Source organism: Paracoccus sp. SMMA_5_TC (assembly GCF_009696685.2).
Taxonomy (GTDB): domain Bacteria; phylum Pseudomonadota; class Alphaproteobacteria; order Rhodobacterales; family Rhodobacteraceae; genus Paracoccus.
Genome location: NZ_CP102355.1, coordinates 1,327,094 through 1,344,077 on the forward strand (window position 1 = coordinate 1,327,094; position 16,984 = coordinate 1,344,077).

General features: G+C 66.0%; 16 protein-coding genes. 8 read left to right on the top strand and 8 right to left on the bottom strand.

What is annotated here, in order from left to right; all coding sequences use genetic code 11:
* Positions 1-210 precede the first annotated feature (210 nt).
* Both GB880_RS06620 and carA read right to left on the bottom strand, forming a co-directional pair.
* Entirely contained in the window at positions 211-2,259 is a 2,049-nt protein-coding gene (locus tag GB880_RS06620) for a glycosyltransferase family 2 protein (protein WP_154492403.1), read from the bottom strand.
* Between the two features lie 79 nt (positions 2,260-2,338).
* The gene (gene carA, locus GB880_RS06625) at positions 2,339-3,487 is read right to left on the bottom strand and encodes a glutamine-hydrolyzing carbamoyl-phosphate synthase small subunit (RefSeq protein ID WP_195840778.1); all 1,149 of its coding nucleotides are present in this window, start codon (positions 3,485-3,487) and stop codon (positions 2,339-2,341) included.
* 166 nt (positions 3,488-3,653) lie between these two features.
* Between carA and GB880_RS06630 the strand changes: the two genes are divergently transcribed.
* The 3 genes from GB880_RS06630 to GB880_RS06640 all read left to right on the top strand — a co-directional run bounded on the left by GB880_RS06630 (position 3,654) and on the right by GB880_RS06640 (position 6,054).
* Positions 3,654-4,133: a GatB/YqeY domain-containing protein gene (locus GB880_RS06630; RefSeq protein ID WP_154492407.1), complete on the top strand. Its 480-nt coding sequence runs from the start codon at positions 3,654-3,656 to the stop codon at positions 4,131-4,133.
* 128 nt (positions 4,134-4,261) lie between these two features.
* A complete protein-coding gene (locus tag GB880_RS06635) occupies positions 4,262-4,831 on the top strand; it encodes a DUF421 domain-containing protein (RefSeq protein ID WP_195840777.1) in 570 nt (189 codons plus the stop codon).
* The gene (locus GB880_RS06640) at positions 4,828-6,054 is read left to right on the top strand and encodes an NAD(P)/FAD-dependent oxidoreductase (protein ID WP_154492411.1); all 1,227 of its coding nucleotides are present in this window, start codon (positions 4,828-4,830) and stop codon (positions 6,052-6,054) included. The genes GB880_RS06635 and GB880_RS06640 overlap by 4 nt, the downstream gene beginning before the upstream one ends.
* Before the next feature lie 13 nt (positions 6,055-6,067).
* Here the strand turns inward: GB880_RS06640 and GB880_RS06645 are convergent, their stop codons facing one another.
* The 6 genes from GB880_RS06645 to rocF are packed head-to-tail and all read right to left on the bottom strand — an operon-like array spanning position 6,068 to position 12,336.
* Entirely contained in the window at positions 6,068-6,943 is an 876-nt protein-coding gene (locus GB880_RS06645) for a universal stress protein (RefSeq protein WP_154492413.1), read from the bottom strand.
* The gene (locus GB880_RS06650; RefSeq protein WP_154492415.1) at positions 6,940-8,406 is read right to left on the bottom strand and encodes an amino acid permease; all 1,467 of its coding nucleotides are present in this window, start codon (positions 8,404-8,406) and stop codon (positions 6,940-6,942) included. The genes GB880_RS06645 and GB880_RS06650 overlap by 4 nt, the downstream gene beginning before the upstream one ends.
* On the bottom strand, positions 8,403-9,179 hold the full coding sequence (locus GB880_RS06655; protein WP_263466975.1) for a GNAT family N-acetyltransferase: 777 nt from the start codon (positions 9,177-9,179) through the stop codon (positions 8,403-8,405). Before GB880_RS06655 ends, GB880_RS06650 begins: the two co-directional genes overlap by 4 nt.
* On the bottom strand, positions 9,176-10,303 hold the full coding sequence (menC, locus tag GB880_RS06660; RefSeq protein ID WP_154492417.1) for an o-succinylbenzoate synthase: 1,128 nt from the start codon (positions 10,301-10,303) through the stop codon (positions 9,176-9,178). The genes GB880_RS06655 and menC overlap by 4 nt, the downstream gene beginning before the upstream one ends.
* A gap of 47 nt (positions 10,304-10,350) precedes the next feature.
* Positions 10,351-11,400: an ornithine cyclodeaminase gene (locus GB880_RS06665; RefSeq protein WP_154492419.1), complete on the bottom strand. Its 1,050-nt coding sequence runs from the start codon at positions 11,398-11,400 to the stop codon at positions 10,351-10,353.
* 9 nt (positions 11,401-11,409) lie between these two features.
* Positions 11,410-12,336, bottom strand: coding sequence for an arginase (rocF, locus tag GB880_RS06670; protein ID WP_154492421.1), 927 nt, complete (start codon positions 12,334-12,336; stop codon positions 11,410-11,412).
* A gap of 107 nt (positions 12,337-12,443) precedes the next feature.
* On the opposite strand from rocF, the gene GB880_RS06675 reads away from it, so the two are divergent.
* The 5 genes from GB880_RS06675 (at position 12,444) to GB880_RS06695 (ending at position 16,926) form a co-directional block, all read left to right on the top strand.
* A complete protein-coding gene (locus GB880_RS06675; protein ID WP_154492423.1) occupies positions 12,444-12,887 on the top strand; it encodes an Lrp/AsnC family transcriptional regulator in 444 nt (147 codons plus the stop codon).
* A 94-nt stretch (positions 12,888-12,981) separates the two neighbouring features.
* On the top strand, positions 12,982-13,386 hold the full coding sequence (locus tag GB880_RS06680) for an acyl-CoA thioesterase (RefSeq protein ID WP_154492425.1): 405 nt from the start codon (positions 12,982-12,984) through the stop codon (positions 13,384-13,386).
* Positions 13,387-13,533: 147 nt separating this feature from the next.
* Complete coding sequence (locus GB880_RS06685) at positions 13,534-14,637, top strand: ABC transporter ATP-binding protein (RefSeq protein ID WP_263466978.1); 1,104 nt, start codon at positions 13,534-13,536, stop codon at positions 14,635-14,637.
* Between the two features lie 26 nt (positions 14,638-14,663).
* A complete protein-coding gene (locus tag GB880_RS06690) occupies positions 14,664-15,746 on the top strand; it encodes an ABC transporter substrate-binding protein (RefSeq protein WP_195840776.1) in 1,083 nt (360 codons plus the stop codon).
* 97 nt (positions 15,747-15,843) lie between these two features.
* Positions 15,844-16,926 (top strand): ABC transporter substrate-binding protein, encoded by a 1,083-nt coding sequence (locus GB880_RS06695; protein WP_154492429.1) that lies wholly within the window; start codon positions 15,844-15,846, stop codon positions 16,924-16,926.
* Positions 16,927-16,984: the final 58 nt, after the last annotated feature.

Consider the following 16,984-nt stretch of genomic DNA (forward strand, 5'->3'; position numbering starts at 1 on the left):
CGAGTTTTTGGGGCGATTTCCGCTGATTCCGACATCGGGGCGCCATGCTGTCCGCAACGGGTTGCGGCGCTGGCGGGCGCGATTTCAAATATGCGCAACCTATGGTTGTGCGACTGCCGTTTTAGGGATCGCGCCAATATATCCGATAATAAAAGTCGTATTGCGGTAATTCATTGGCGGGCGCCCTATGTCTGAATGCGCGCCGCCTGATTACTTAACCTGCCCCCATACCGGCACGGTTGCGGGTATGGGTGCGCCTGCGGGGCCGCGATCGCGGGCGTCGCCCATCGGCAGCGGCATCTCTTGCGCCTGTGTTGCGCAGCCCGGTTCCTCGTGGCAGGGGGCGAAAAGCCCGTGCTGGGTCTTGTCCCAATAAAACGGTCTGGTGACCACTTCGTAGATCGCCTTCCACGCCGCCAGGCAGCCCAGCGGAAAATACAGGTGCATGCTGGCGATCCAGGGCCACAAATGTCGATGTTCGCGGCCGCGCACCGCCCATGCGGCGATGGCCAGGTTCAGCATCTCGGCCAGGATGAACAGGCTGAACAGCAGCGCGATGGCGTTGCCGCCCAGCCGCCCGGCCAGCATGTCGCGCATCGGATGCGGCAGGCCCAGCGCCAGCAGCCAGAAGCTCCACAGCACCGGGGCCAGCAGATATTGCGAGACCGAGGCGAAAAGCTGCACCTGCAGCGCCAGAAAGCGGCGCGGCCCGAGATCGCGCCACAGCGCTGCCGGATCGCGCATGTGAACACCCCAGGTCATCGCGAACCCCTTGAGCCAGCGCGACCTTTGCCTGATCCAGGGCAAAATGCGGCAGTTCGCCTCTTCATGGGTGACGGTATCCAGCATCAGCGTGCGATAGCCGCGACGGGCCAGGCGCACGCCCAGATCGGCGTCCTCGGTCACGTTCCACGCGTCCCAGGCGCCGATTTCCTCAAGCCGATCGCGGCGAAAGAACAGGGTGGTGCCGCCCAGGGGCACCACCAGATCCAGCGCGGCGGCCCCGGCCAGGGTGCCACGAAACCAGGCCGCGTATTCGATGGTAAAGGCTCGCGCCAGCCAATTGGTGCGGGGGTTGTAGTAATCCAGCACCCCTTGCAGGCAGACCACGTCATCGGGTGCGGCCTGAAAGCCGCGCGCGACTTTCAGCAACTGATCCGGCTCGGGCCGGTCCTCGGCATCCCAGATGCCGATGATGCTGCCGCGGCAGAAATTCAGCGCATAGTTCAGCGCCCGTGGTTTGGTGCGCAATGGGCCGTCGGGCACTTCGACGACGCGGATCCAGGGCGGCAGCGCGGCAGCCGCCAGGGCCGCGCGGGTGGGGTGGTCGCATTCCTCGACCACCAGCAGGATGTCGAGCAGTTCGCGCGGATAGTCGAGGCGCGCCAGCCGGCCGATCAGCCGATCGGCAATGTCGGCTTCGCCGAACATCGGCACCATCACCGAAATGACCGGCAGGGGCGCCTTTGTATCGGCCGGCCTCACGGGGCTTTTGGCCGCGCGGGCCCTCTGTTGCAGGATGGCGCGAAAGGACAGCAGCTTCAGTATCGATGACAGCAGCAGCATGGTCACGCACCAGGCGGTCAGGGCGGCTATCACGCTGCGCGGCGTCAGGAACAGTCCCAATGCCACGGCCGCGATCAGGATCAGGGCCAGATGGCCGACGCGTCGTTCATTTCGGGTGCGGCAGCTTTCTTGGGCCGGAACCCGCAATTCGGCCTGCCGGATCAGCGTGGTGCGCCGCTGGGCCAGAATGGCCTGTCGCGCGGCGGTTTCGGAACACAGCAGCATCCGCACCTGGCCCAGCGCGGCGGATAGCTGCGGGCGCAGGGCCGCGAACGCCTCGGGGCGCGAGGTGGCGATCCAGGTGACCCCGCCGATGCGCCGCCAGGGCACGATCCCTTCGGCCAGGCACAGCCTTGTGCCCAGCTGGTCGATCAGGCGCGGATCGGGGGGCAGGGCGTCCAGGTCCAGCACGCTGCTTTGCCATTGCTGCGCCAGGGCGCGGGCCAGGTCGGATTCGCTGACCCAGCCCCGCGACAGCAGGATTTGCCCCAGATGCGCTGATTGGCGTTGCTGGATCAGCACCGCCCGCAACAGGTTGCGGGGATCGACCGCGCCTTGTTCCAGCAGGATCTGCCCCAGGGGCCGCAATTCGCGGCGCACGGCGCCAGTGGCCAGGGAAACCGCGGCGGCGCCGGCGGCCGCAGAGGGCCGGGCGTCCCGCGAAAGGGGCCTTGCAAGCGCGGCGCCGGCCATGGGCGATTCCCGTTCAGCGTTGGCAACGCCCCTTCTGTCGCATGCAGAAGGTTAAGAACAGGTTAACGCCGCGGCCGCCTCAGGCGCGGCGGCCGCGCATCGCATCGGCAAAGCGTTGGAACAGATAGGCGCTGTCCTGCGGGCCGGGGCTGGCCTCGGGGTGATACTGCACCGAAAACACCGGCCGGTCCGCCATGCGCAAGCCGCAGTTCGAGCCGTCGAACAGGCTGACATGGGTTTCGATCACGCCCTGGGGCAGGGTCTGGGCATCGACCGCAAATCCGTGGTTCATCGAGGTGATCTCGACCTTGCCGGTTTCCAGATCCTTGACCGGATGGTTGGCGCCGTGATGGCCGTGGTTCATCTTGATCGTCCGTGCCCCCAGCGCCAGCGCGAGCATCTGGTGCCCAAGACAGATGCCAAAGATCGGCAGGTCGCGGTCCAGCAACGCCTGGATCATCGGCACCGCATAGCTGCCGGTCGCGGCCGGATCGCCGGGGCCGTTCGACAGGAACACGCCCTCGGGGTCATGGGCCAGAACCTCTTCGGCAGTGGCGGTGGCGGGCAGCACGACCACATCGGCGCCGCTTTGCGCCAGCGACCGCAGGATGTTGCGTTTGGCGCCATAATCGATCGCCACCACGCGGAAGGGCCGCGCCTCGGCGCTGCGGCCGAACTCGCCCGGCCAGTTCCACAGGCCCTCCTGCCAGCGATAGCTCTGGCGGCAGGTGACCTCCTTGGCCAGGTCCAGACCGACAAGGCCGCTCCAGTCGCGGGCGCGGGCGACCATGGCGGCGATGTCGAAGCGACCCTGCGGATCATGCGCCAGCACCACATGCGGCGCGCCCTGCTGGCGGATGGCGCGGGTCAGCCGGCGCGTATCCACGCCGCCGATGCCGATGCGGCCGCGCCGTTCCATCCAGGCGACCAGATCGCTGCTGGCGCGCCAGTTCGACGGTTCGGTCGGATCCCATTTGACGACGATGCCCGCGGCGACGGGCTCGGGGGCCTCGTCGTCCTGTTCGGTCACGCCGGTATTGCCGATATGGGGAAAGGTGAAGGTGACGATCTGGCTGGCGTAAGAGGGATCGGTCATGATCTCCTGATAGCCGGTCATGGCGGTGTTGAAGACCAGTTCCGCCACCACCTCGCCGGTTGCGCCGAAGCCCTGGCCATAGAACACTGTCCCGTCGGCAAGTGCTAGACATGCGGTCGGCTTCTGGGTCATCGTCATTCTCCGGCAAAATCGGCCGGAACCTAGGTAAAGGGGGCGCGGGCGTCAAGGCGGGAAGTCGCCGCGAAGGCCGCTTGCCGGAACTTTGCCGGAAGGGCACGGGTTGACGCGCCGTGCCAAGCCGGGCACCACCCGAACTTTGACTTGAAGCGAGGATCAGATGGGCGACAACCGACCGGGACTGCGCGAACGCATTCTGGCTGACACCAAGGAGGCGATGAAGGCCAAGGAGACCGCCCGGCTGTCGACGCTGCGGCTGATTTCGGCTGCGATCAAGGATCGCGAGATTGCCGCCCGCGCCGAGAGCGGCGAGGATCGCGGCCTGACCGAGGACGACCTGATCGCGATTCTGTCGCGCATGGTCAAGCAGCGCCAGGAATCGGCCCGCGCTTACGAAGAGGGCGGGCGTCTGGAACTGGCCGAGCGCGAACAAGAGGAAATCCGGATCATTCAGAACTATCTGCCCCGGCAGCTAGACGGCGATGAGATCGTCGCCGCCGTTGACCGGGCGATTGCCGCGCTGGGGGCAGATTCGATCCGCGACATGGGCCGGGTCATGGCCGAATTGCGCAGCCGTTACGCCGGCCAGATGGATTTCGGCGCCGTCGGCCCGCTGGTCAGGGAACGGCTGATGAAATAGCCGCGGCCCTCGGCCCCCCCCCCGGTGCCGCGCGCGCCGGTTGGGCAGCGATGCCGGGAACCCGTGGCCGTCGAGCTCGGTTTAGCCGGCACGCGCGACGGGCGCCGGTGATCACAGGGGGCGGCATCATGGCCGAGGAATTGCGGCGCATCCTGCTGGGCCAGCACGAATGGCTGTTCGCGCTGGAAATCCTGTTTCGCACCACCATCATCTATTTCTACACCCTGATGCTGATGCGCTGGCTGGGCGGGCGCACGGTGGCGCAGTTGTCGATCGTGGAATTCCTGCTGGTCATCGCCATCGGCTCGGCCGTGGGCGATTCGCTGTTCTACGATGACGTGCCGATGCTGCCGGCGATGCTGGCGATCTTTCTGGTGGCCGCCTACAACAAGCTGCTGGATCGGGCCATCCTGTCGTCGCGCCTGCTCGCGCGCCTGTTCGAGGGCTGTGCGCGCATCATCATCACCGACGGCGTGATCGACCGCGACCGGCTGGCGCGTCAGGGCATCGGCCAGGACGAACTGTTCCTGAAGCTGCGCGAGCGCGGAATCACCGATCTGGCGCAGGTCAAGTTTGCCATACTCGAGGCGAATGGCGCCATTTCGGTGCTGAAGCACGAGGATCGCCATGGCGAGGGGCTGTATCATCCGCCCGCCATCCCTGCGGCCGAGGCCATCCGGGCGGGGGGCCGTGCATGACCGCCGCGCGTCGCACCATTCATCGCGACCTGCGCAGCGGTCAGCCGTTCTGGGCGCAGACGCCGAATATCTCGGTGCCGCATGCGCCCACGCCCTCGACCCGTCGCTGGGACATGGTGATCGTCGGCAGCGGCATTTCCGCCGCCCTGCTGGCCGAGCGGCTGACCCGGCGCAAGCGGCGGGTGCTGATCCTGGATCGTCGGGTGCCGGTGCGCGGCTCCAGCCTGGCCTCGACGGCGATGATCCAGCATGAAATCGACGTGCCGCTGACGCAGCTTGCGCGCCAGATCGGGGCGGACAAGGCGGCGCGGGCCTGGCGGCGTTCGGTCAAGGCGGTGGAAACCCTGCTGCGGCTGGGCGACCGGCTGGGTCTGGATTGTCAGTTGCGGCGCCAGCGCGCGATCTATCTGGCCGGCGACCAGATGGGGGCCGAAGCCTTGCTGGCCGAGGTCGAGGCGCGCGATCATGCCGGCATCGCCGCGCAGTTCCTGTCACGCCAGCAGCTTGTCGACCGGTTCGGCATGGACCGGGCGGCGGCGATCCTGTCGCCGGCGTCGGCCTCGGCCAATCCGGGGCAACTGACCGCGGCGCTGTTGAGGGTGGCGCTGGAACGCGGCGCGGAAATGGTCTCGCCCTTCGAGGTGACGGATTTTGCCGAACTGGCCGACGGGGTTGCGCTGGCCTCGGGCGGGGGGCAGGTGGTGGTCGCCGGGCAGGTGGTGTTCTGCACCGGCTATGAATTTCTGCCGCAGCTGCGCTCGCCCCGGCATCGCATCATCTCGACCTGGGCGATCGCCTCGCAGGATGGGCTGCGGCTGCCCCCTTGGCTCGACCACCATCTGGTCTGGGAGGCAGCCGACCCCTATCTGTATTTCCGCGCCACCCCCAGCGGCCGCATCATTGCCGGCGGCGAGGACGAGGCCAGCGCCACCGCCCATCAGGATCCGCAGCGCCTGCGCCGCAACAGCGACGACATCCGCCGCAAGTTGCAGGAACTGACCGGCATCCGCATGGGCCGGCCTGCCTATCGCTGGGCCGCGGCTTTTGGCGACAGCGACGACGGACTGCCGATCATCGATGCGGTGCCCGGATGCCGGCGCACGCATGTGGTCATGGGCTTTGGCGGCAATGGCATCACCTGGTCGGTGATTGCTGCCGAAATCACCGCCCGCCGCATCGACGGCCGTGCCGACCCGGATGCCGACCTGTATTGCCACCGCTGAGGCTGGCGGCGTTTCACAGCCGGGGCAGGATCAGCCGCGGCACCGGCGCATGGCGCAGGATCTTGCCTGCGTTGGACCCCACGAACACCCGCATCAACCCGCCCATCCGGCTGGAACCAAGGACAAGCAGTTCGTCCTGCAACCACTCCAGCGCGGCCACCGCATCCTTCCACCGCCGGCCGTCGCCCAGGACTGATTGCGGGCGAGACGGGTCGGGCCAGTCGGCAAGGATACGCTGATGCACGGCCTGTGCCTGGGCGCGGAAATGGTTGGCGACCAGGTTCTCGACATCGTAACCCGCGCCGGTCGGATACATCTGCCGGTCACGCATGACAAAGCTGGCCAGTCGCAATGGCACTTGCAGATCCGTGGCGATGCGCCCGGCGCGGCGGGCCAGATCGGCCGCGCCCTCATCGGGTGCAATTGCGCAGGTGACGCGCCGCAGCCCTGCGGGCGCGGGGACATAGCCCTTGGGGGCCAGCGCCACCGGCAGGCTGGCGCTGCGCAAAAGCTCGTCGGCAACGGTGCCCTGCTGAAAGCGCAGGGGTGCGGCCTTGCGCGACGATCCCAGCACGATGGCATCGGCGCCGGTTTCCTGTGCCAGAGCCTGCAGGCCGGTTGCCGCCGATTCGGCATGACGCGACAGGAACTCGGCGGGAACGCCCGCGGGCAGGGCCGCCCGGGCATTGGCCAGGCTGCGCCGAGCATGCTGTTGCAGGAAGGCGGCATATTCGCCATCCACCATCGCGGGCGAGGGGTGGTCCCAGGTTTGCGGCAGAATCGCGGCCACCACCAGCCGCCCGCGTGCCGCCTGCGCCAGCGTCGCCCCCAGCGCCAGCGCCTCGCGCCCGCCCTTGTCGGCGGAGTATCCCACCAGCCAGGTTTTCATTCCGCTGCCTCGGGCGTGACGTTTTCCAGCGCAGAATTCCGCGACGAATAGGCCAGATACATGATCGCCGCCAGGATGGCCCAGATCGCGGTCAGCTTGAACACGATCAGCGACAGGCTGGATATCAGGTAAAGGCAGGACAGGATGCTGAGGATCGGCAGCAGCGGAAAGAAGGGCACGCGAAAGCCGCGATGGGCGTCGGGCCGGCGGTAACGCAGGATGATGACCCCGGCCGAGACAACGGTAAAGGCGACCAGAGTGCCCATCGAGGTCAGATCCCACAGCACATCCGACGGCAGGAAGGCGGCGATGGCCGCGACGCAGCAGCATACGATGATGGTGTTGGCGGTCGGCGTCAGCGTATGCGGGTTCACCCGGCTGAAGATGCGCGGCAGCATCCCGTCGCGCGACATCGCGAACAGAACCCGTGTCTGGCCGTAAAGCACCACCAGCGTCACCGAAAAGACCGAGATCACCGCACCCGCCGACAGGATCACCGAGGGAATCGTCGATCCGGTGATGTTTTGCAGGATCACCGACAGGCCAGCCTCTTGCCCGGCGAATTGCGATTGCGGCTGTGCGCCCAGTGCGGCCAGCGCGACAAGCAGGTAAAAGCTGATGACGATGACCAGCGCCAGGATGATCGCCAGGGGCAGGTTGCGCCGGGGGTTCTCGACCTCGTCCCCGGCGGTCGAAACCGCATCCAGCCCCACGAAGGTGAAGAAGATCGATCCGGCCGCGGCGCTGATGCCGGCAAAGCCATGCGGGGCGAAAGGCGTCAGGTTTTCCGCGCGATAGGCGGTCAGCGCCACGGCGATGAACAGCGCCAGCACCCCCAGCTTGATCACCACCATCACCGCATTTGCGCGTGCCGATTCCCGCGACCCCCGGATCAGCAGCAGGCAGCACATGCCGACCAGGATCGCGGCGGGCAGGTTGACATAGCCATCGCCCCCCGGATGCAGCGAATAGCCTTCGGCCACCAACGGGGCGTGCAGGAAGGCGCGCGGCAGTTCGTAACCGGTGGTGATCAACAGCAGGTTGTGCAGGTATTCGCTCCAGCCGACGGCGACGGCGCCGGCCGAAACGCCGTATTCCATGATCAGGCAGGCGGCGACCATGAAGGCCACGCCCTCGCCCAGGGTGGCATAGGCGTAGGAATAGCTCGACCCCGAGACCGGGATCATCGAACTCATCTCGGCATAGCAGAGCGCCGTCAGGCCGGCGGCAAGCCCGGCGATCAGGAAGGATACAAGCACCGCCGGGCCGGCGGTCGGCACCTGTTCGGCCAGCACAAAGAAGATCCCGGTGCCGATGGTCGCCCCGACGCCGAACATGGTCAGCTGGAACAGGCTGATGCTGCGGCGCAATCCGCCCTGGTCATGGGCCTGGGACTGGGCGATGAACTGTTCGATCGGCTTGCGGCGCAGCAGCCGCTGGGCAAGCCCGGTGCGCTGGGTCATGATGTCGTTCCCTGTGGCATGTCGGTGTTGTTGTTGTCGGGTTTCGGGTCTGGACGCGGCGCCAGCAGATATGCGTTGGCGTCGCGGTCGAAGTCCGCGATCTGCAATCCCTCGGCAAAGGCCGCCGTCAGGCTGGCGCGCAGCCGCAGCCGTTCCTGCAGGGCGGCGGCCGGATCGCGGCGCATCAGCGCGTCGAGGTCGGCGGGAATGCTCACGGTTCGCGCCACCTCTGGCGGTCGCGGCGGGGCGCGATCAGGATCGGCGGCCCTTGCCTCTACCCCCGGGGCCTGAAGATGCCAGTCCAGCATGATGCGGTCCGAGGGCAGGCCGGCGTTGATCCCGGGCATGGCGCCGTAATAATCGATCAGGTAGCGGTTCGATACGCCGCCCAGTGCTGCCACATTCAGCCCGGCATTGACCGCGCGCAGCGGGTCATAGGTCCAGCGCACATGGGTGATGCCACGATCAAGACACCAGCGACGCTGAAACCATTTCAACCCCAGCCCCAGCCGCAACCCGCGCGCAGCCGGCAGCACCGCCAGGCGATGCGAATGCTGCACCCCTGGCGCGGCGCTGGGAAAGGCAAACAGGAAACCCAGCATGGCGCCATCGTGGAACGCCCCGGCGATCAGCCCGCCTTCGTGCTGGATCGCCAGCATCAGATCGGCATTGTCGGGCGGGTCGTCGCGCCCCCAGACCTGGCGTTGCAGCTCCTCGGCCCGTTTCAATTCGCCCAGACCCTCGAGCTCGCGGATCAGCGGCGTGACACTCACGGGCGGAACTCCTCGATCTGGCTGCTGACGCTGGCCAGATAGCCGCGGTCCAGGGTGACGCCCAGCCCCGGCCCGTGGCGCGGCACCGACATGAGCCCGCCCTGTGCCTCAAGCGGCTGTTCGACGATATCGCGGCGGAAATAACGGCTGGCCGACGAGGTGTCGCCAGGCTTGCTGAAATTGGGCAGCGTCGCCAGGTGGATGTTCTGCGCCCGGCCGATGCCGGATTCCAGCATCCCCCCGCACCAGACCGGCACGTCAAAGGCGGCGCAGATATCATGGATCGCGCGAGCCGCCGCAAAGCCGCCGACGCGGCCGACCTTGATGTTGATGACACGCGCGGCATGGGCCACCAGCGCCTTGCGCGCGTCGCTGGCGCTGCGGATGCTTTCGTCAAGGCAGATCGGCGTCAGCAGATGCGCCTGCACGCTGGCGTGATCGTGGATGTCGTCATGGGCCAGCGGTTGCTCGATATAGTCGAGGCCATAGGCGTCCATGGCCTTCAGCAGCCCCAGATCGCTGAGCCGGTAATCGGTATTGGCATCGACGGTCAGATGCAGGTCCGGAAATTCGGCCCGCACCGCGTCGAGCAGCTTGAGGTCGTGACCGCGCCGGATCTTCAGCTTGATGCGGCGATAGCCGTCCTGCGCGGCGGCCTGCACGCGCGCCAGCGTGGCCGGAATCTCGGCGATGCCCAGGCTGACGCCGACCTCGACGCTGTTGCGCACCCCGCCCAGGGCGGCCGAAAGCGGCAGGTTCAGGGCCTTGGCCCACAGATCCCAGAACGCCATTTCGACCATGGCCTTGGCCATGCGGTGGCCGCGCCAGGGATCCAGCAGCGCGCCCAGTTCGGCCGGGCTGGACATGCGGCGACCGGTGACTGCCGGCAGGATCGCCTGACGCAGGAAGGCCAGCGAGCCGGCCTGCGTTTCCTCGAGATAATCGGGCAGAACGTCCATGACCCCTTCGCCGTAACCTTCCAGCCCCTCGCCGCGCAGTGTCAGCAGCGGAAACAGCTTTTCGGTCATGGTGCCGGTCGAGATGACAAAGGGCGTCAGCAGCGGCAGGCGCACCAGCCGCAGCTCCGCCGAATCGATGCGGATGCCGGGAAAGATCGGGGTCATCAAAGCTCCTTGTGGCGGGGGCGGCGCCGGGGCCGCCCCGCTGCGCCTCAGGCCGCCTGCGCGCGCAGGATCATGCCGAACAGGTCGCGCGGATCGTCCGGATCGGCGATCATGTCAAGATCCTGGAACAGGCCCGAGGCCTTGAGCCGCGAATGGACGTAGCGCAGGGCGCTGAAATCCTCGATGGCAAAGCCCACGCTGTCGAACAGGGTGATCTGGCGGGCATCGGTGCGGCCGGGCACCTGGCCGGCGATGACCTGCCAAAGCTCGGTCACCGGATGGTCGGGCGCCAGCTGCTGGATTTCGCCCTCGATCCGGGTCTGGGGAGGGTATTCGACAAAGATCGAGGACCGCAGCAGGATGTCGCGGTGCAGTTCGGTCTTGCCCGGGCAGTCGCCGCCGACGGCGTTGATATGCACCCCGGCGCCGACCATGTTGTCTGTCAGGATGGTGGCATATTGCTTGTCGGCGGTGCAGGTGGTGATGATCTGCGCCCCCAGGATCGCCTGTTCGGCGCTGGTGCAGGGCACAACCTTCAGCCCGCGCCCGGCCAGATTGCGGGCGCATTTTTCGGTGGCCGCAGGATCGATGTCGTAAAGCCGCACCTCGGTCACGCCGCAGATCGCCTTGAAGGCCAGGGCCTGGAACTCGGCCTGGGCGCCATTGCCGATCATGGCCATGGTCGTCGCCCCCGCGGGCGCCAGCCATTTCGCGGCCATGGCGCTGGTCGCGGCGGTGCGCAGCGCGGTCAGGATGGTCATTTCCGACAGCATCAGCGGATAGCCGGTCGACACATTCGCCAACAGGCCAAAGGCTGTCACGGTCTGCAGACCCTGCCGGGTGTTCGACGGATGCCCGTTTACATACTTGAAACCATAGGTTTCCCCGTCCGAGGTCGGCATCAGTTCGATCACCCCGATGTCGGAATGGCTGGCGACGCGCGGCGTCTTGTCGAACAGCGGCCAGCGGATGAAGTCAGCCTCGATCTGGGCGGCCAGTTCGGTCAGCATGGTCTCGACGCCGATGTGCAGCACCAGCCGCATCATGTTCTCGACGCTGACAAAGGGGACATAGGCGGTTTGCGAAGGTTTCAGCATCGGGCTTACCTAGTGAAAGCTGCGGGTGGGGCGGTCAAAGACCTTCTTGCCAAAGAGCGACCCGGTCAGATCGACCATCAGCCGGGCGGTGCGGCCGCGATCGTCGAGGAACGGGTTGAGCTCGACCAGGTCCAGCGAGGTCATCAGGCCGCTTTCGTGCAGCAGTTCGCAGACCAGATGCGCCTCGCGGAAGGTGGCGCCGCCGGGCACGGTCGTGCCGACGGCCGGGGCGATGGCGGGGTCGAGGAAGTCGACGTCCAGCGACACATGCAGCAGGCCGTTTTCGGCCCGCACGCGGTCCAGGAATTCGCGCAGCGGCGCGACGATGCCACGTTCGTCCAGCACCCGCATGTCATTGACGGCGATATCGGTGTCGCGCAGCGCCGCCAGTTCCGCCGCATCGACCGACCGGATGCCGAACATGCAGATGTTGCGTTCGGGCACCGGCGCCGGAAAGGCCGGAAAGGCGTCAAAGCCGGGGCGTCCTGCCGCATAGGCCATAGGCGTGCCATGCAGGTTGCCCGAAACCGTGGTCAGCGGCGTGTGAAAATCGCTGTGCGCATCCAGCCACAGCACGAACAGCGACCGCCCCGCGGCGCGGGCATGTTCGGCCGCGCCCGCCAGAGTGCCAAGGGCCAGCGAATGATCGCCGCCCAGCACCACGGGCATCGTGCCTTCGGCCAGCACCGCGGCGACCTTGGCGCGCAAGGCCGCGGTCCAGGCCAGCGTCTCGGGCAGTTGATCGACTGCGGGGTTGGCGCAATCGGCCGGGGTCTGCGCCGCGGGCGCCAGATCGCCAAGATCCTCGACCTGATGCCCCAGATCGCGCAGCAGGGGCAGGATACCCGCAACCCGATAGGCGGCTGGCCCCATCAGGCAGCCAAGGCGGCGTTGGCCGGTATCGACCGGTGCACCGATCAGCGAAATCTTGTTCATGCCATGCTCCTTTTGACGCAGGTTCGTGCCGGATTGTGGTGACTGCAAGCGCAAGTTTGGCTAATTTGCGCAGCATATAATCCATTATGGCAATACCGCGTGACAAAATGGACGAACTGGACCATGACCTGATTGCGGAGCTGCGCCGCGATGGCCGCGCCGCGATTTCCGACCTGGCCGCGCGGCTGCGCGTCAGCCGCGCCACGGTGCGCAACCGGATGGAGCGGCTGATCGCGGCGGGCGACATTGCCGGCTTCATCGTGCTGACCCGCGCCGATCTTTCCGAGGCTCCGGTGCGTGCATTGATGATGATCGGGATCGAGGGTCGGGGCGGTGACCGCATCATGGCGCGGCTGACGGGGATGCCGGCGGTGATGGCGGTGCATTCGACGAATGGCAAATGGGATCTGATCGTCGAACTGTCCACCGAATCCCTGATCGAACTGGACGAAATCATCCGGCGCATCCGCAACATGGAGGGCGTGATGACCTCGGAAACCAACCTTCTGCTGTCCACAAGGCGCGCGGCCGCGCGGCGTGCCTGGTCCTGAGGCAATGGGCTTGCGCGCGGCTGCCGATCATTGACGCCCGGCCGTGCTTCGGTCCAGCCTGCAGACACAGACCTGCAAGCAGGATGACAGGCCGATGACAAACGCAGATGACGACTATCCACAAGAAGAGCCGGCGATTCGCACCATTGCCATGCCGGCCGATACCAATTCGGCCGGCGACATCTTTGGCGGCTGGCTGATGGCGCAGATGGATCTGGCGGCGGGCAATGTCGCCGCGCGCCGCGCCCGCGGGCGCTGCGCCACCGTTGCCGTCGATTCCTTTACCTTTCATCACCCGGTCAAGATCGGCGACGAGGTTTCCGCCTATGCGCGCATCATCCGCGAGGGACGCAGTTCGATGCACGTGGCCGTCGAGGCCTGGCGCCGATCCCGCGGTGGCGAAGAGCGCCAGAAGGTGACCATGGCCACATTTGTCTTTGTCGCGCTGGACGATGATGGCCGGCCGCGGCCGCTGCCGGCGCATTCCCAATGCAGCTGAAAAAGGAAAGTTCCGTGACGTCTTGCCACAGCCCATCTGTCGCCCCGATCCCGCAACCCGCACGACAAGCAGGTTGCAAAGCGTGACACCCGCCGATTAGTCTGACCTTGCGGAACTAAGAACCATGACAAACAGGGAGCCCGCATCGTGACATCACAGCCCGGGGCAGAAGCCTTCGTTGTTTTTGATCACGTCCAGAAAAGCTATGATGGTCAGACGCTTGTGGTCAAGGATCTGAACCTTTCCATCGGAAAGGGCGAATTTCTGACCATGCTGGGCCCTTCGGGCTCGGGCAAGACCACCTGCCTGATGATGCTGGCGGGGTTCGAGACCGCCACCCATGGCGAGATCCGTCTGGACGGCCGCAACATCAATGACGTGCCGCCGCACAAGCGCGGGATCGGCATGGTATTCCAGAACTACGCCTTGTTTCCGCATATGACGGTGGGCGAGAACCTGTCCTTTCCGCTGGAGGTGCGCGGCATGGGCCGGGCCGAGCGCGAACAGCGCATCGAACGGGCGCTGGACATGGTGCAGATGGGCAAGTTTCGCAACCGTCGCCCGGCGCAACTGTCGGGCGGTCAGCAGCAGCGCATCGCGCTGGCCCGCGCGCTGGTTTTCGACCCGAAACTGGTATTGATGGACGAACCGCTGGGGGCGCTGGACAAGCAGTTGCGCGAACACATGCAGTTCGAGATCAAGGCATTGCATGATCGGCTGGGTATCACCGTGGTCTATGTCACCCACGATCAGGGCGAGGCGCTGACCATGTCGGATCGTATCGCGGTGTTCAACGATGGCCGCATCCAGCAGCTTGCGCCGCCGCCGGTGCTGTATGAACAGCCCGAAAACAGTTTCGTGGCCGGGTTCATCGGCGAAAACAACGCGCTGCGCGGAACGATCGAGCAGCTTCAGGGGGACAAGGCCCTGGTTCGCCTGGGCAATGGCGAACTGATCGATGCCACCGCCGTGAACATTCGCGAAAGCGGTCAGGCCACGACCGTTTCGATCCGCCCCGAACGGGTGGAATTCAAGCCCGAGCTGATGCCCGCGAATGCCCATACCATCGAGGCCAGGGTCTGCGACGTGGTCTATATGGGCGATATCCTGCGGGCGCGCCTGTCGGTGGCCGGACAGGACGATTTCGTAATGAAATATCGCAACACCCTGGGCCAGGTGAAGCTGACGCCCGGCCAGACCATCCGCATCGGCTGGCATCCCGAGGACGCCCGCGCCCTCGACCCGGTCTGAACCGCCATCGACACGAAGGAGCCATGATGAAACGCACTTTGATCCTGACCTCTGCCCTGGTGGCGGTGGCAAGCATGGGCCATGCCCAGGACAAGCAGGTCAACCTGCTGTCCTGGGGCGGCGCCTATGGCAACAGCCACGTCCAGGCCTATGCCAAGCCTTTCGAGGAAAAGACCGGCATCAAGGTCGTGGTCTCGGATGCCGACAACCCCGCCACCCCCGTGAAAGCCCAGGTCGAGGCGGGCAATGTCTCGATCGACGTGGCCTCGGTCGAATATGCCGATGCTGTGCGGCTGTGCGACGAAGGGCTGCTGGAGCCCATCGACCCGGCGATCCTGACCCCGGCGCCGGACGGCACCGCGGCTGCTGATGACTTCATCGAAGGCGCGATCACTGACTGTTTTGTCGGCACCGATGTCTATTCGATGATCCTGGCCTATGATGACGGCAAGTTCCCGGATGCCAAGCCGGCCGGTCCGGCGGATTTCTTCGATACTGCCAAGTTCCCCGGCAAGCGCACCATGCGCAAGGGCGCCAAGTTCAATCTTGAATTCGCGCTGATGGCCGATGGCGTCGCGCCCGATCAGGTCTATGAGGTGCTGGGCACCCCCGAAGGCGTCGACCGCGCCTTTGCCAAGCTGGACAGCATCAAGAAGGACGTGATCTGGTGGGAGGCGGGCGCCCAGCCGCCGCAGCTGCTGGCCGATGGCGAAGTCAGCATGGCCTTCGCCTTCAACGGCCGGATCTTCAACGCCGCGCAGGCCGAGGGCAAGCCCTTCAAGATCGTCTGGGACGGGCAGATCTACGAAATGGAAGGCTGGGTCATGCCCAAGGGTGCCCCCAACGCCGAGGCTGCGCGCGAGTTCATCGCCTTTTCCACCTCGACCGAACCGCAGGCGCGGGCGGCGGAATTCATCAGCTATGGCCCGCCGCGCAAATCCGCCGCGGCGCTGGTCGGCAATATCGACGGCACCGACGTGCCGATGGGGCCGAACCTGCCCACCTATGCCGACAACATGCAGCAGGCGCTGGCCTCGAACCTGGATTTCTGGGTCGATCATGATGCCGAGCTGCAAGAGCGGTTCAACGCCTGGCTGGCGGCGAACTGATGCAACCTGCCGCGGCGGGGCAGCCCTGCCGCGGCGCCACAAGCCCGATCAACGGGCACTTCCGGGCAAAGACCCGACAACCCAACAGGAGTGAAACATGCGTCGTATACTGATCCTGACCTCGGCCCTGTGCAGCCTGGGCCTGGCCGCACAGGCCCAGAACAAGGAGGTCAATGTCGTCTCTTGGGGCGGCGCCTATGAAAAGTCCCAGGTCGAGGCCTATAACAAGCCCTTTACCGAAAAGACCGGGATCAAGGTCAACATGATTGCCGCCGACAACCCGGCAACCCCGCTGAAAGCCCAGGTCGAGGCCAAGAACATCACCGGCGACGTGTTCGACATCGAGGTGTCGGACGCCATCCGCCTGTGCGACGAGGGCGCACTGGTCGAAATCGACCCCGCCAGCCTGCCGCCTGCGCCCGATGGGACGCCCGCGGCCGAGGATTTCATCGACGGGGCCCTTCAGGACTGCGCGGTCGCCAATATCTTCTGGGGCACCGTGATCGCCTTTGACACCACCAAGTTCAGCGGCGAAAAACCTTCGTCGGCCAAGGATTTCTTCGACACCGAGAAATTCCCCGGCAAACGCGGCCTGCCCAAGAATCCCAAGCGCACGCTGTATCTGGCGCTGATCGCCGATGGCGTCGCCCCCGACCAGATCTATGAACAGCTGTCGACCCCGGAAGGCGTCGACCGCGCCTTTGCCAAGCTGGACAGCATCAAGAAGGACGTGGTCTGGTGGGAGGCCGGCGCCCAGCCGGTGCAGCTGCTGGCCGATGGCGAGGTGGTCATGGCCACCGGCTACAACGGCCGCTTCTTCGATGCCATGGTCGGCGAGGGCAAGCCCTTCGAGATCATCTGGGACGGGCAATACATGGACATGGACATGTTCGCCATTCCCAAGGGCTCGCCCAACCCCGAAGCGGCCATGGAATACCTGAAATTCGCCACCGACACCCAGCGGCTGGCCGATCAGACCAAATGGATCGCCTATGGCCCGGCGCGGAAGTCCTCGGCGGCGCTTGTGGGGCTGTATCAGGACGGCAAGACCGAGATGGGGCCCTATATGCCCACTAATCCCGAATACATGAAAACCGCGGTGATGGATGATCCCGAGTTCTGGGCAGATCACTCCGCCGAACTGTCCGAGCGGTTTAACAGCTGGCTGGCCGCGAACTGAGCGGCCCAAGTCACGGCCCGGCGTGCCCGGGCCGTGGCCGATGTGACTTTTCTTCGGG